The 14,956-nt window shown below is 44.9% G+C and carries 11 protein-coding genes and 1 pseudogene; 3 read left to right on the top strand and 9 right to left on the bottom strand.

Translation table 11 applies throughout. The features are described from left to right. Window positions 1–46 precede the first annotated feature (46 nt). On the bottom strand, window positions 47–1,225 hold the full coding sequence (locus NYE72_RS09785; protein ID WP_244886503.1) for an MFS transporter: 1,179 nt from the start codon (window positions 1,223–1,225) through the stop codon (window positions 47–49). 285 nt (window positions 1,226–1,510) lie between these two features. Here NYE72_RS09785 and NYE72_RS09780 point away from each other — a divergent pair, with 285 nt between their 5' ends. Continuing rightward, window positions 1,511–3,226, top strand: coding sequence for an ABC transporter ATP-binding protein (locus NYE72_RS09780; RefSeq protein ID WP_036679350.1), 1,716 nt, complete (start codon window positions 1,511–1,513; stop codon window positions 3,224–3,226). Between the two features lie 340 nt (window positions 3,227–3,566). On the opposite strand, the gene NYE72_RS09775 is transcribed toward NYE72_RS09780, so the two are convergent. From NYE72_RS09775 to NYE72_RS09760, 4 genes and pseudogenes are all read right to left on the bottom strand, one after another. Then, window positions 3,567–3,776, bottom strand: a complete 210-nt coding sequence (locus tag NYE72_RS09775) for a hypothetical protein (protein WP_339212131.1) — start codon at window positions 3,774–3,776, stop codon at window positions 3,567–3,569. Window positions 3,777–3,827: 51 nt separating this feature from the next. Then, window positions 3,828–5,881, bottom strand: a pseudogene (locus tag NYE72_RS09770) (endo-1,4-beta-xylanase); the annotation flags it as partial. A 538-nt stretch (window positions 5,882–6,419) separates the two neighbouring features. After that, window positions 6,420–7,283: an IS3 family transposase gene (locus tag NYE72_RS09765; RefSeq protein ID WP_339212063.1), complete on the bottom strand. Its 864-nt coding sequence runs from the start codon at window positions 7,281–7,283 to the stop codon at window positions 6,420–6,422. A gap of 11 nt (window positions 7,284–7,294) precedes the next feature. Further along, the gene (locus NYE72_RS09760) at window positions 7,295–7,612 is read right to left on the bottom strand and encodes a transposase (RefSeq protein WP_036683594.1); all 318 of its coding nucleotides are present in this window, start codon (window positions 7,610–7,612) and stop codon (window positions 7,295–7,297) included. Here NYE72_RS09760 and NYE72_RS09755 point away from each other — a divergent pair, their 5' ends adjacent. Then, a complete protein-coding gene (locus tag NYE72_RS09755) occupies window positions 7,613–8,254 on the top strand; it encodes a hypothetical protein (RefSeq protein ID WP_339211744.1) in 642 nt (213 codons plus the stop codon). Here the strand turns inward: NYE72_RS09755 and NYE72_RS09750 are convergent. The 3 genes from NYE72_RS09750 to NYE72_RS09740 all read right to left on the bottom strand — a co-directional run bounded on the left by NYE72_RS09750 (window position 8,240) and on the right by NYE72_RS09740 (window position 11,066). Continuing rightward, window positions 8,240–8,698, bottom strand: a complete 459-nt coding sequence (locus NYE72_RS09750; protein ID WP_326047364.1) for a hypothetical protein — start codon at window positions 8,696–8,698, stop codon at window positions 8,240–8,242. The genes NYE72_RS09755 and NYE72_RS09750 overlap by 15 nt on opposite strands. A 182-nt stretch (window positions 8,699–8,880) precedes the next feature. Continuing rightward, window positions 8,881–10,326, bottom strand: a complete 1,446-nt coding sequence (locus tag NYE72_RS09745) for a DEAD/DEAH box helicase (RefSeq protein WP_036679344.1) — start codon at window positions 10,324–10,326, stop codon at window positions 8,881–8,883. An 86-nt stretch (window positions 10,327–10,412) separates the two neighbouring features. Next, window positions 10,413–11,066 (bottom strand): HD domain-containing protein, encoded by a 654-nt coding sequence (locus tag NYE72_RS09740; protein ID WP_036679342.1) that lies wholly within the window; start codon window positions 11,064–11,066, stop codon window positions 10,413–10,415. Between the two features lie 352 nt (window positions 11,067–11,418). Between NYE72_RS09740 and NYE72_RS09735 the strand changes: the two genes are divergently transcribed. Beyond that, window positions 11,419–12,699 (top strand): histidine--tRNA ligase, encoded by a 1,281-nt coding sequence (locus NYE72_RS09735; protein ID WP_306083011.1) that lies wholly within the window; start codon window positions 11,419–11,421, stop codon window positions 12,697–12,699. A 166-nt stretch (window positions 12,700–12,865) separates the two neighbouring features. On the opposite strand, the gene NYE72_RS09730 is transcribed toward NYE72_RS09735, so the two are convergent. Next, complete coding sequence (locus tag NYE72_RS09730) at window positions 12,866–14,899, bottom strand: methyl-accepting chemotaxis protein (RefSeq protein ID WP_038569767.1); 2,034 nt, start codon at window positions 14,897–14,899, stop codon at window positions 12,866–12,868. Window positions 14,900–14,956: the final 57 nt, after the last annotated feature.

The following is a 14,956-nucleotide window of genomic DNA, read 5'->3' as shown; positions in this document are numbered from 1 at the left end:
GCACTGGCGCTTAGTACGCGTTAGTACACTCTTTTTACACGGGATCCTATTTTCTATCTCCAACGTACCGATCACTGCCAGCACCAAGTCCGACAACCATCAACAGCACACTTGCACCCAGCAGTAAAATCAATGGCACCGTCCAGCTGTTCGTTACATCATGCAGCCAGCCGAATAATGCCGGTCCCATTGCTGCCAGTACATAACCCACAGATTGGGCCATTCCTGACAGCTCCGCCGCTTCTTGCGTACTTCTTGTTCTTAGACTGAAGAACATCATCGCAAGACCGAAGGCAAATCCTCCGGCAATACCAAAGCATATCGCCCAGACAGCCATTAAAGCGCCGCTGCCTTGCCAGATGCCACCTAATGCGATGAAATAAAGAACAGCAGTGATTATAACTAGAATACGTTGGTTTTTCATCCGGCCTGCCCACAGCGGTACGAAGAAAGTAAAGGGTAGCTGTGCCAATTGCATGAGCGAGAGAAACCAACCCGCATTACTCGACGACATTCCCCGTTCACCGAGGAGAACCGAAAACCAGGCAATAAAGACGTAATAAAGCAGTGACTGTAAGCCCATAAAGATCGTGACTTTCCAAGCAAGAGATGAACGCCACATATTTTTGCTTGAGGCTGCACTCTTAGAGCCGGTTCCTTGATTAAGCTTACGCATTTGCGGAATCCAGAACACTGTTGCTAGAGCTGCGATCATAAACCAGATGGCCAAGGTCCCTCTCCAACCGAATCCAGCATTCGTTGCCAGCGGTACACTAATTCCTGAGGCAATAGCTGCGCATAAATTCATAGAAACCGTGTAGATACCTGTCATTAGCCCGATTTTGTGAGGAAACTTCCCCTTAATAAGACCTGGAAGCAGTACATTACACACGGCAATAGATAATCCAAGTATAGCAGTACCTGTGAACAACAGACCTGCTCCAGATCCCGAGCGAATTAGAATTCCCATAGCCAGCATGACCATGGCAACTAATAACACATTAGCCAAACCAAAACGGCGGGCCAGCTTTGGAGCAAACGGGGACAAGATGGCAAAAGCTAATAATGGTAAAGTAGTAATAGCTCCCGCTAAAGTATTGGATAAGCCGAGGTCATCCTGAATCAATTGTATTAATGGACCCACAGAAGTAAATGGAGCCCGCAGCGCTGCAGCGATAAAAATAATTCCCAGCACAAGCAGCCAGCGATCATATTTGCTATCCATTAAGCTATTATTCTGAATCTGTCCTTCGCGTTGTGATGCTTTCATCGTGTATCCTCCTAAATTACAAACAAATAACCCCGCCAAGCAGAAAGCTTGTCAAGGATCTGAAATATTTAAACACTATGAACCATCATCTACTATTCTATTAGAAGTTACAACCCTTAAGTAATTTTATACCCGAATTATTGACAAAACCGCTGGCCATCTTTAGTATCCATATCATCGGGTAGTTGAGAATTAATTTCAATTGGACTCATATTTAAACCACAGAAAAGAGTGAACAGAATGCTTCGAAGGTTTTTTTCCTACTATCGTCCGTATAGAAAACTATTTATATTGGATTTCTCCTGCGCTGTTTTTGCGGGACTGCTAGAACTGGCTTTTCCGGTAGCCGTCAATAAATTTATTGATGATTTGCTTCCTGGTCAAGATTGGCCGCTTATTCTTATCGCTTGTGTTGCGCTGCTGGCGATCTACGCCTTAAATACGGTGATGCAGTATATTGTCACCTACTGGGGTCACATGCTGGGCATAAATATCGAAACTGATATGCGCAAAAAAATGTTTGACCATATTCAGAAACTCTCGTTCCGATTCTTTGATAATAATAAAACAGGCCATCTAATCGGACGAATCACCAATGACTTAAATGATATCGGCGAAGTTGCGCATCACGGTCCTGAGGATGTATTTATTGCAATCATGACCCTTGTCGGAGCCTTTCTCCTAATGGCTGATATTAATCTGAAGCTGGCGATCATTACTTTTATTATCGTTCCAATTATGGCTTGGGTAATCATCTACTTCGGGCGCAATATGACTTCCACTTATCGTCAGCTATTTGGAAATGTAGGCAGTTTCAATGCCCGTATCGAAGACAATGTCGGTGGGATTCGGGTCGTGCAATCTTTTGCCAATGAGCAGCATGAACAAGAACTATTCGCAGTAGATAATCAAATGTTCCGCAAAACAAAACTTCTGGCTTATAAAATCATGGCTAGAAGCTTGTCCGTCAGCTATATGATGACCCGCCTCATTACCATCCTGGTGATGATCTGCGGCGCATGGTTCTTCATCAATGGCGAGCTGCAAATCGGTGAATTTGTGGCGTTTATCTTGTTGTCGAATATCTTCTTCCGCCCTATCGAGAAAATCAATGCAGTGATCGAAAGTTATCCTAAAGGAATTGCCGGTTTCAGACGTTATCTGGAGATCATTGACACGGAACCTGACATCAGTGACAAACCGGATGCCGTGGAGATCAACGCTTTGCGCGGTGACATTACATTCCAGGATGTATCTTTTGGATACGAAGAGAATCGTCCGGTTCTGCAAAATATAAGCCTTAACGTAAAGGCTGGCGAAACCATTGCCTTTGTTGGGCCGTCCGGCGCAGGCAAAACAACAATCTGCAGCCTGCTTCCGCGCTTCTATGATGTCACAGCCGGGGCCATCACGATTGATGGCATCGATATCCGTGACATGAAGCTGGAATCGCTGCGCAAACAAATCGGGATCGTGCAGCAGGATGTTTTCCTGTTCTCCGGGACAATTCGCGAGAATATCGCCTATGGGAAACTGGATGCAAAGCTGCCTGAAATCTGGGAAGCTGCGCGACGTGCTCATCTGGAGGAGCTCATTCAGAATCTGCCAGATGGAATGGAGACAGTCATCGGGGAGCGCGGTGTGAAATTGTCCGGTGGACAAAAGCAGCGCCTGGCTATCGCTCGCATGTTCCTCAAGAATCCGCCGATTCTGATTCTGGATGAAGCTACTTCCGCGCTGGACACAGAGACCGAAGCCGCGATTCAGCAATCCCTGGCTGATCTGTCCGTAGGCAGAACCACACTCGTCATCGCTCACCGTTTGACGACGATCAAAAATGCCGACCGGATTATGGTCGTGAATGAAGAAGGAATCGCTGAACAAGGCAGACATGAAGAATTAGTCCATGCTGGTGGAATTTACAGCCGTCTGCATCAGGCGCAATATAACTTTTAAAAAGTAATTTGCCACAGCTGGGCAAAAATGAAGCAAGCCTAGTCACCATGTTTTTGGCGACTAGGCTTGCTTTTTCGCGTAACTCCTCTATTTGCAGCAAACGTGATGCTTGATTAAGGAATTACTCCCTGATTTTCTTTGGTTTATTGCTCTAATCCTTGCAATCAGGGAAAACCTCCCGCAGATTCACCCCAATTTGCTCATAATAGTGGAATTCAGGCGATATTTAGGGAGGATTTCCCTGAAAAGCTAAGTAACCAGCATAAATCAGCTATTTTCAGGGAGGTTTTGCCTAAAAATTTAAAAACAGCACAATTAAAGCTCAGTTCCCCTACTTTCGCTATTGCGGCTCTGTTCCCCATACCAGCACTCCGTTCCGATAAAGGGTCACCTTGTTCCAATCCGCATAAGCGGTCTGAAGTGAATTAAACGAATAATCATTGGCCTCGTTAAAATTGCTCCAATCTGTCTTGTGTATCCGGGTCTGAATATCCCCGGAAGCACCTCCAGCTGCAAGCATGCCCGCACCTGCGTTGAATTGTACTTCCAAGTAGTAATCTGCTCCCGTTCGAGGCGTGTCCAGCTTTACAAAACTGCCTGCTACCTTGCTGTTGCCGATCTGGGCATAATCGCAGAAAAGGATTGCGGCTTGTCTCCATCGATCGTATACCAGTAACGGATGCTCAGCTCGCTAAGATCGACTACAGTTGTGCCGTTATTTTTAATATTAAAATAGGGCTTCATCTTGTTGTCATTTGGGTTAGTATCCGCTGTCCGATACGCCACTGCAAGCCCGGTGACCGGTTCGACAGGCCCCGAGCCTTGCGGTGTAGCCATCGCTTGTACAGAATTGCTGCTCGTACCCGCACTATTGACAGCATTCACAACATAATAATAAGTCGTTCCGTTGCTAACGGCCGCATCGCTATAGCTCGTCCCGGTAGCCGTAGTCAGAGTGGTATAAGGGCCACCACTCGTAAGTGACCGTTTCACCGTATAGGAAGTTGCGCCCGCCGAGGTGCTCCAGCTAAGATTCACGAGCCCATTGCCTGCAGCTGCATTCAAGTTAGCAGGAGCAGCTGGAACTACGGGAGCTGCCACTGTCTCCAATACGGACCAGTAGGCCGGCTTAGATTGAAGGCGCTCATCAAATAATAAAGGCCAATTGTTGCGGGCTACCGGATAAGTGCGCAGCCAAGTATTACTGTCATCCTTCCCCCAGAGAGTGACATTCGTGACCGTATCCGTGTGCCTCAGGAAGATCTCAAATAATGATTTGTATAAAGCCGCTTGGCGCTGCTTCAAATGATCAGGGAAGGTCTCATAGGCTTGAGAATTATCAGAATACACACTAATATCCAGCTCAGTAATATGAGTTTCCAGCCCTAAAGCCTTGAACTTGATAATCGAATTTTCGATTTCAGAGAGCGAAGGATAATACAAGCTGATGTGCGTTTGATGCCCTACTCCGTCAATAGGAACCCCTTTAGCCTGAAGTCGTACAATCAGATTGTATAGTGCTTGGCTTTTGGCTGGCTCATGCGTATTGTAGTCATTGATGAACAGTTTTGCGTTAGGATCAGCTTCATGAGCGAACTGGAACGCCTTCTCAATGTACTCTTCACCCGCGATCTGGTACCACAGGCTGCGGCGCATGCCATCAGATTGCGAAGTGTCAATCACTTCGTTGACGACATCCCAAGCATAGATTTCACCTTTATAACGTTCCATAACGGTCTTAATATGACTCTTCATCCGCTCATATAACACCGTTTTGGAGACCAAATTACCACTGGCGTCACGGAACACCCAATCCGGTGTCTGCGAATGCCAGACCAGGGTATGTCCACGTACCTGCTGCCCGTTTGCGGTAGCAAAAGCTACTGCCGTGTCAGCGTCAGCGAAATTAAACACACCTTCCTGCGGCTCCGTGCTGTCCCATTTCAGAACATTTCCTGGCGTTACACTATCAAAATGCTTGGATAACAATTGCCGATCCGGAGCTGTCAGCAGCTCACTATTCGTAAAAGCCGAGCCGATCAGAAATTTGTTTGCAAACACATCCTTCAGCGAAGGAATCGCATCCTCGATGACAATTGGACCGAGATCCGGTAGCTTTTCCAATCGAAAATCATCCAAATAAAAAGAAGTTGTCGCGCTACCCGGCACTTCAAAATAAATAGAAAGTTGATCTGCCGGCTCCAATAGCTTGTACTGCGCCTGAAGCTTCACCCAACCGTTCGCTGTCACTGCACCAAAGGTCAAATTGTCATAATGAATGGTAGAAGGTAATGTCCGCTGCAATGACATATAGATATTCGCGTTAGATGATCCGGCCGGCAGCTTCACCCATCCAATAAACACATAAGTTTGTCCCACTTCTAGCTGGCTAGTCACATCCAGTGAAGGTCCATGCCACGTTTTTGTTCGGCCGCTTACCTCCAGGCCATATGTGCCGCTGCGTGCCGCATCTGTTTTGGCCGTAAGCACCTCAACTTCCCCACGTCCACTCCAGCCCTGAACAGTACCATCTTCAAAATCGCTTTGCTGAATAAGCGTGTTCTCCGCATGTGCGGGTGCAGCCCAATACGCAGGTACAAGCAAACATAAAACCAAAACAAAATTAAGCGCTTTCAAAAAAGTTCCTTTTTTCATCGCTTCGATTCTCCCTTCTGAATTAGGTTCGAACCTTATTGCTTCGTTTCTTCCTGTCCCCGATACCGCTCGGGCCACACCACCTTCCTCATAAAAAAATCAGAGCCTATCCTCAGGAGGAACCAAGCTAGGCAGGTCATCCGTGAAGTATGGGCTCTATATCGCCATAATATCACATTTGTTTCCATTTATGGAACTAAAATTAATTATTTTCGATCTTATTTTACTTAAGCTGAACGGATCTGCGTTATCAGATCCGTTTAGCGTCGAAAAAAAACCAAGTGACGACACCGTTAAGGTGTTGTCTCTTGGGTTACATAACATGCTGACTGAATGTACGGGATTTCTACCGTTCATTTCGCCACTTCCAGCTGGATCAGCTCATTATACGGGAGTTCTACCGTATATTTCGCCACTTTCAGCTGGATCAGCACATTGTACGGGAATTCTACCGTTCATTTTGGCGTTTCCAGTGGGATCCGCACAATGTACGGGAGTTTTACCGTTCATTTTGGACCTCTGTCAAGAAAGTGGACAGTCACGCAACAGACATTCTAGTCAATTGCTCAGCAAAACGAACTGGGGAAAGATACCCCAGCGCGCCATGCATTCGCTTGCGGTTATAATAAAACTCAATATATTGAAAAAGTGTCTGGTAGGCTTGCTCCTTAGTTTTGAAGCGTGGATTACAATAAATGAGCTCCTTTTTCAAAATGCTGTGCCACGACTCGATACAGGCGTTATCATAACAGTTACCTCTGCGGCTCATGCTGGACTCCATGCCATACGCTTTCAACTGCTGCGTGTATTCATGAGAAGTATATTGAGAACCTCTATCGGAGTGATGTAATAGACCCTTTTCCGGTTGTTTAGCTTCGTAAGCATCTTGTAAGGCGCCCGAAATTAAGCTAGTTTCCATATGGTTCTCCAAGCGCCACCCCACGATTTCGCGCGTGCAAAGGTCCATCACACTAGCCAGGTACAAGCGCCCTCCCCGGCAAGGAATGTATGTAATGTCGGTAACCCATACTGAATTGGGTTTGAGTATTTTAAATTGCTGGTTCAGCGTATTTGGGGCAATCGGATGGTCATGATTGGAGTCGGTGGTCTGTACGCGATACGTTTTGGAGACAATGGAGCGAAGCTTCATATGTCGCATGTACACACTCACCGTGCGTTCGGTAACGGTATAACCTTCTTGATGCAACAGGCGGGTGATCTTCGGACTCCCATACCGCTTTTGATGGTCTGCAAAATGATACTGAATTCGCTTCATTATCGCAGCCTTACGAAGCATATGCGTACTGGTTTTTTCTGTCCGCCACTTGTAGTACCCGCTCCGTGACACATGTAGGGTCATGCACATCTTCTCCAAGAGAAACTCGGAGCGATGTTTTTCAATAAACTGGAATCTCAGTTCCTTGGTTTGCTGAAGATGTGCACTGCTTTTTTTACGATCGCTAATTCCTCTTCCACATCAGCAATCTTGTTATCTTTTTCTTGAAGTTGACGGCTCATTTCTTTCAACTGTGCCTCGAGTTCCCGTACTCGATCCACGCTAGCTGCCGGTTCATTCTTTAGTTCTCGATACTGGCTCATCCATTGATGCAGGGTACTTTTTGGGATGTTGAGCTCTTCCGCCAAGTCGCCCACTGTCTTTGTTTGCTCTTGAATGAACTGCACTGTCTGTTTTTTAAATTCTTCGTTATACCGTTGTCGATGTTCTCCCATGTGAACACACCTCCGTGGACTCATTATCGCCAGTCTGTTAACTACTGTCCACTTTTTATTCTAGCTTCATTTCGCCACTTCCAGCTGGATCAGCGCATTGTACGGGAGTTCTACCGTTCATTTTGGCGTTTCCAGCTGGATCAGCACTTTGTACGGGAATTCTACCGTTCATTTCGCCACTTCCAGCTGGATCAGCGCATTGTACGGGATTTCTACCGTACATTTCGCCACTTCCAGCTGGGTCAGCTCATTATACGGGAGTTATACCGTTCATTTCGCCACTTCCAGTTGGATCAGCGCATTGTACGGGATTTCTACCGTTCATTTCGGCGTTTCCAGCTGGATCCGCACAATGTACGGGATTTCTACCGTTCATTTCGCCACTTCCAGCTGAATCGACCAATTGTACGGGAGTTCTACCGTACATTTCGGCATTTCCAGCTGGATCAGCGCATTGTACGGGAGTTCTACCGTTCATTTCGCCACTCCAGCTGGATCAGCACAATGTACGGGAGTTTTACCGTTCATTTCGCCACTTCCAGCTGGATCAGCACAATGTACGAGATTTCTACCGTTCATTTCGCCACTTCCAGCTGGATCAGCGCATTGTACGGGATTTCTACCGTGCTAGTCAGCTATTGATTTTTCTTTTGTAACTATCATGATCAACAGTAAAAAAATCAAAACTAGTTGAATGCCTAAATATATTATAGGGAAAAAATAGATAAGACTTATCTGATCAAAGTCAGGCTTCATATCAAAAAACCTTAAATCAACAACCCCTGAACCCCTAGACTCTTTTCCTTGTAATTCTTTTAAATAAAATAGAATTCTCGTGCTAGGAACAATACTAATAACTAACCAAGAAATGTTGTACCTAAGCTTTTGCGTCTTTAAAGCTATCTTGCAAGACACATTCAGAAGAATTATTGGTGCTGCATACATTATAAACATTTGTTTTACTACTTCTACTTCCAACTTCCCCGTTTTCATTCCCAAAAGGTAGATAATTATTAAATGTAAGAAAATAAGAATGGTAACTTGTAGGATTGCTTTCATCCTTGTGCTTCTAGATTCAGCTTTCAATCTATCACCTCTCACAAGTTATATTCTAATTTCAATAATTTTACAACGAAAACATAGAGATGCTGAGATAAAACAACAAAATAAAGAAGGAGCCGTGTAGTGTACACGGCTCCCTCTTCCTATAAACCGCATCAGTAGCGGCATATTTGCAAGGAGCTTAGCAATAAGCTGTCATCCTTGATTTATTTTTTCGCAATATGAACCTTCAGCTGCTTGCCCTTTACGGTGGTCTCTCTCATCGCTTGCAGCACCATTGCGCCTTTACCGTTCAAAATATCCACGTAGGTCACATTGTCCTGAATCGAGATAATCCCGATATCTTCGGCGGAAATACCTTCAAGCTTTGCTATTGTGCCGACAAAATCCACGGCTCTTAGCTTCTTTTTCTTGCCGCCGTTGAAGTATAGCTTCATAATCTCTTTGTTTAAGCTTTCGCTTTTGTCCTTTTTGCGGACAGGCTGCTTATTGATCTTCTGCTCGAACGCTTCCTTTGCGTAGGCAACTGCGTCGTCCGAAGGAGCTTTCATATGCGGAATGCTGAAGCCAATATAGCTTTCAATTTCAGTTACCCACTTCTGCTCATTCGGAGTGACAAAAGTGATCGCTTTACCCGTCTTGCCTGCACGCGCGGTTCTGCCTGTACGATGCACGTAGCTTTCTTTTTCCAGTGGAATATCGTAATTAATCACATGGGTGATATTCTCGATATCAATCCCTCTAGCCGCCACATCGGTAGCGATTAAATAGCGGAATTGCCCTCTTTTAAAAGCATTCATGACCTCAAAGCGCTCATCCTGCTCCATGCCCCCATGGATCTTATCACAAGGATATTCCAGATCCGCCAGTCCTCTGAATACAGCATTCACCTGCTCCTGCGTACGGCAAAAAATAATACAGCTATCCGGATTCTCCACCGTTATGATATCGCTTAGCAAAGAGAATTTGGCAGCTTGTCTCACTTCAATCAACGCATGTTCAATCGTAGCCGTCGTAATTCCACTTGCCTGAATCTCGATATCCGTTGGATCGTTCATATATTTTCGGCACAAGTTCTTAATCACTTCGGGTAAGGTAGCTGAGAATAACATGGTTACTCGCTCTTTGGGCAGCTGCTTAATGATCTTCTCGATCTGCTCAATAAAGCCCATGCTCAGCATTTCGTCAGCTTCATCGATGATCAAATATTTGATTCGATTTAGCGGAAGTGTGCCTCTTTCAATATGGTCAAATACGCGTCCAGGCGTACCTACGACAACATGTGTTTTTTGCGTAAGCTCTATCTTTTGGGGAGCAAAGGGCTGCTTGCCGAAAAGAGCAACTGCTTTAATCCGTTTAAAACGTCCGATGTTCGTAATATCCTCTTTCACCTGCATCGCAAGCTCTCGAGTTGGCGTAAGAATCAAAGCCTGCGGCTTATTCTCCACCCAATCCACCAGATCGCAAAGCGGAATACCATAAGCTCCCGTCTTGCCACTGCCTGTTTGCGATTTCACAATCAGATCCTTTTGCTGCAAAGCCACAGGAATTACCTTGCTCTGTACCTCCGTAGGTGTCATAAATTTCAGAACATCCAGTGCTTTAATTATCTCTTCGTCTAACTCATAATCTCTAAATTGCAATTCACTCATCGTTCAACCTCTTCTATGCCGATTGTTCTGGTTAAAGCGGAAACTCCGCGATCCTTCCATCTTGTGCATACTTATCATTATAACAGTTATTGGCGTCCTTGATTCCATTCCTTATAGAACTGGTCCAGAAAATTCAACATGAAATCATGCCGTTCTTCCGCTAACTTGCGTCCATAAGCCGTATTCATTAAGAATTTTAGTTTCAACAGCTTCTCATAAAAATGATTCACAGCCGTCCCTTTGCTATAATCCCTGTATTCCTTCTGCAGCGACTCCTCGCGTGGAGCCACTTCTGGATCATAAGCCGGACGTCCCTTTGCGCCTGAGAAAATAAAGGTTCTGGCAATGCCAATCGCGCCAAGTGCATCTAGTCGATCTGCATCCTGCACCACTTGACCTTCCAGAGTCTGCATAGGTTCTCCTCCACCACCACTAAAGGACATCGTTTCAACGATCAGCATGATATGACGAATTTGCTCCTCCTCTGTAAGGTTTGCCGTGAGCCAAGTGTGGACTTTAAGCAGACCTGCTTCTTTTGACGGATTAAGCTTCTCATCTGCAACATCATGCAGCAAGGCTGCCATCGTACAGATAAAAACATCCGCACGCTCGATCTCAGCAATTTCACATGCCGTGCTGCGGACCCGATGGGTGTGCCACCAGTCATGACCCGTAGTATCTTGCCCCAGTTGTTCTTTAACAAATTCTTCCGCCCGGGCTATTATTAAAGGTTGATTCATCGTCAACAAACTCCCTTCGCCTATGAAATATCGAAGCCCTATTATAGCTGATTGCCTGTCCATTCGCCTACTAAAAATCTTCGTTATAACAAATTCTTACTTGCACGACTCCAAATGATCCGCTATAATCGGCAGTAATCAAAATGTCGAAGGGAATTGATTCTGATGAACACCATAACAATCATGCTGAATCAACTTCATTATTATCACAAACAGCGTTAGCAACCCTGAATTTCTCAGGGAGGCTAACGCTACTCGCGTTGGCCTCCCTGCGGCATAGATCACGCGCAGGACCATGAGGTCCTGCGCGTTTTTTTATTCTCTAAACTATGCCAATTCAAAGGAGCTACTAATGATGCAAAACATTAAAGGAACTTATGATTACTTCGGAAAAGAGCAGGCGCTCAGAAAGAACATTCAAAATACGCTGCAGGATTTGTTCGAACTCTATGATTTTGAATCCATGGACACCACATTATTAAATGAACTGGATTTATTAACCTCGAAATATGCAGGTGGGGATGAAATTCTCAAGGAGATGTACCAACTAACCGATCAAGGCAACCGCAAGCTGGGCTTACGATATGATCTGACCATCCCTTTTGCCAAAGTGATCGCTTTAAATCCTGGAATAGAGTTTCCCTTCAAGCGCTATGAGATCGGAAAAGTATTCCGTGATGGTCCCGTGAAACGTGGGCGCCTGCGTGAATTTCTGCAATGCGATGTTGATGTCGTTGGTATTTCAGGACCTGAGGCGGAAGCTGAATTGATGCAGCTGGCCACAGAAGCTTTTCGCAAGCTGGATATCCCGATCATCCTAAAATGGAACAACAGACGTTTTCTCGGTGAGATTCTGGAATCGATTGGTGTACCTGCCGAGGACCAACTGTCCGTTATGCTAACCTTGGATAAATTAGAAAAAATCAACCTCAGCGGCGTGAAAAATGAATTGATCAGCAAAGAGATCGAACCTGCAACCATCGCTGCTATCCTAGAGCTTATCGAAACGGACAATCCAAGCTTTGAGCAGTTATGCGAAAAATATAGTCTTACCGGACAACCGGGAGCAATGGAGGTTCTTGTCCTGCAAAAGCTGCTCCAAGACGTTCAGCTGCAGCAGACTTGCCGTTTCGATCCCTTCTTGTCCCGCGGGCTTTCTTTCTACACTGGAACCGTCTACGAGATCTTTGATGCATCCGGTTCCTTTACCTCAAGCTTGGGGGGTGGAGGCAGATATGACGCTATCATCGGACAGCTGGTGGGCAGAGAGGATATTCAATATCCTACGGTTGGCTTATCTTTTGGTATGGAGTCTATCATGGCGCTCCTTGCAGAACGTCCTATCCAAGAGCACAAGACAGCAGAAGTTATGGTCATTCCGATTGGCGAGACGCTCCCACAGGTTTTAATTGCAGCCGCCGAGCTCCGTGCCTGTTCTATCCGGACCACTCTGGTATCCGGTAAAAGAAAACTTAAAAAGCAACTCGCCACAGCCTCATCCAAAAAAATCCGTTACGTTATTCTGATCGGCGAGAGTGAATCCAGTGTGGATAAGGTGCGGTTGAAGGATATGAAGGAACAAACAGAGGTTATAGTTCCATTAGATGAAGCCATCTACCTTATTACTGGCTAAACTACTGCCTGATATTCTTTTAGAAAGATTCGCATAAAAAAAAGACCCCGCCGGCGACCGGCGGGGTAAAGTCTATATATAAGGGAGGTTATACATGTACTATAACCCTGCAAGCTTAATATTTTATGAAAAATAGATAAGGATTCCCTTAATTCATTTCAAACCCTTAGATCTTAAACTTATCTACTAACCCCTGAAGCTCTTTGGCACTTTGAGTATTTTCATCAGCCATAGTAACCTCCAGGAATGTTTTTTCCACGATATCCGCCGTTTTCACCGCGATATCCTGAATCCCTATAGCTCCTTCGTTTACTGTAGCAGCTACTTCATTAACGGCAACATTAATACTCGATATGGCCATACTCAAATGATCAGCTGCGCTCTCGAATTGTTTTAACAGCGTATTTACAGTGGCAGCATCACTGTTGTATTGCTGACTTACCTCAGTTAATCGTTCATAATCTGCTAGGACATTCTGGTCTATAAAGGAAAGTAATGCCTCAGAATTCTCCTTCATGGATTCAACAGAGGAATATACACCTGTTACCACACCTTGAATTCCAGCCGCAATCTTAGACGATTTCTCAGCCAACTTCCGAATCTCACCAGCTACAACCGCAAAACCTTTACCTGCCTCACCCGCTCTTGCCGCTTCTATAGCTGCATTCAGGGCCAGCAGATTGGTCTGACTGGCAATGGATAGAATCGTATCTGTCAGTACATTAATCTCTGCAATCGCGCTCGACTGCTCAATCGCTTTTTCCATATCGATTCGCACGGATTCATAAATTTGTTTAGCATTCGTCGTAGATTCTGTTGCCTCATCTTGGAGAGTCAGCGCCCGCTCACTAATTTGTCTAGAAACGGCAGCGCCTTCCTTCACATTATTGGTGATCCCGGATACATTGTTATCAATTTCAGTAATTGCTGCTGTCATTTCCTCTGTGGAGGCTGCGGTCTCTTCCATACCTGCCGATAGCTGCTGCGTAGTCGCTGAATTATCGTGGGCATTTTCCCGCACATCTATAGACAGCTTCTCCAGCGTTTCTGCATTTTCAAGCACTTTGGACGAGATCGTAATTAAGCTTCCAGCCATCTCACGAAGTGTAGCCCGGGTGCGGAACATCGCTTTGGCGATCGTCCCTGTCTCATCTTTGTTTTTAGTCAAATACTCATACTCTGAGTCATGCGTCAAATTCAATTCTGCCGTTTTATTAATCATGTCCGTTAGTTTAACAATCGGAGAAGAGATTTTTTTAGCAAAATAAAGAGCAATCAGCAAGGCAATAATTAAACTTCCCACACCAAGAAATAAGTTGAAATTTCTCATATCTGTGACAGGTTTCACGATTTCATCAAGGTCTGCGGTTAATACAAGCAACCAGTGCGTCTCAGGCAAAACTGTATAGGTAGATTTTTTTTCCACACCATTATATGTATTATTTAGCAGGCCATCCGCTACCTTCTCACCAGATTTCACACGCTCCATAACAGCTGCGATCTGCGTATTCTCAATAGGCTGACCAATTTGTGTTTTATCCGGATAATATAATTTATTGCCGTTCTCATCCAGTAAATAAGCGTAAGAGCTCGTCGTGTTTACCACTTTGGTATCGGCCAAATACTTAATCATACTATCTGCGGAAACAGCTGACGCAATAAATCCAATCATCTTTCCATTACTCTTTACGGGCTGTACAAAAGCCACTACATAAGCTCCTGTAGATTTTGATTTCAGCGTTTCGCTGATCACAGGCTCAGCCGTCTCCATTACTCTTTTCGTATAATCTCTTTCACTAAAATCTGTCCCTATAAGCTTAGTATCACTGTCAGCCACACTAATACCTTTCATATCACTGACAAGAATGTGCTCAAGGTTCCCTGCTTCCTCCACAATGCTTTGAAGACTGGCGTTCACCTCATTCTGAAGCTTATCACCTTTGCTAACTCCACCATTCCCAGCTTGCAGCAGTAGATCAACAATTTCCGAGCGGCTCGCAATAAGCTCTGTGCTTCTCTGCTCTTTTGCTATCATGGCTGATATGGTCTGAGCTTTGTTCGTATTGACCTGCTTCATAGAATTCTCAGTAAGATTCACAATCGCCTGAGTTGATTTCAAATACGTAAATATCCCCATTACAGAAATACATAAAAGGGTCACACCTATCATAACAAGTGATAACTTTAGGCGAATCTTCATATTCTTTTCATCCTTCCGACTCCTTGTTCATTTGCGAACAATGAAATTGTAAATAAT

The sequence above is a fragment of the Paenibacillus sp. FSL L8-0333 genome (assembly GCF_037965665.1).
In the GTDB taxonomy this organism is placed as follows: Bacteria; Bacillota; Bacilli; order Paenibacillales; family Paenibacillaceae; genus Paenibacillus_AQ; species Paenibacillus_AQ odorifer.
The sequence above is the reverse complement of the archived record's forward strand: the minus strand, read 5'-3'. Positions and strand labels throughout refer to the sequence as shown.

Excerpts from the sequence above, each read along its gene's own strand:
- NYE72_RS09785 (WP_244886503.1), bottom strand. The coding sequence starts at position 1,225 with ATGGATAGCAAATATGATCGCTGGCTGCTTGTGCTGGGAATTATTTTT.
- NYE72_RS09735 (WP_306083011.1), top strand. The coding sequence starts at position 11,419 with ATGATGCAAAACATTAAAGGAACTTATGATTACTTCGGAAAAGAGCAG.
- NYE72_RS09780 (WP_036679350.1), top strand. The coding sequence starts at position 1,511 with ATGCTTCGAAGGTTTTTTTCCTACTATCGTCCGTATAGAAAACTATTT.
- NYE72_RS09760 (WP_036683594.1), bottom strand. The coding sequence starts at position 7,612 with ATGGGAGAACATCGACAACGGTATAACGAAGAATTTAAAAAACAGACA.
- NYE72_RS09740 (WP_036679342.1), bottom strand. The coding sequence starts at position 11,066 with ATGAATCAACCTTTAATAATAGCCCGGGCGGAAGAATTTGTTAAAGAA.
- NYE72_RS09745 (WP_036679344.1), bottom strand. The coding sequence starts at position 10,326 with ATGAGTGAATTGCAATTTAGAGATTATGAGTTAGACGAAGAGATAATT.
- NYE72_RS09730 (WP_038569767.1), bottom strand. The coding sequence starts at position 14,899 with ATGAAGATTCGCCTAAAGTTATCACTTGTTATGATAGGTGTGACCCTT.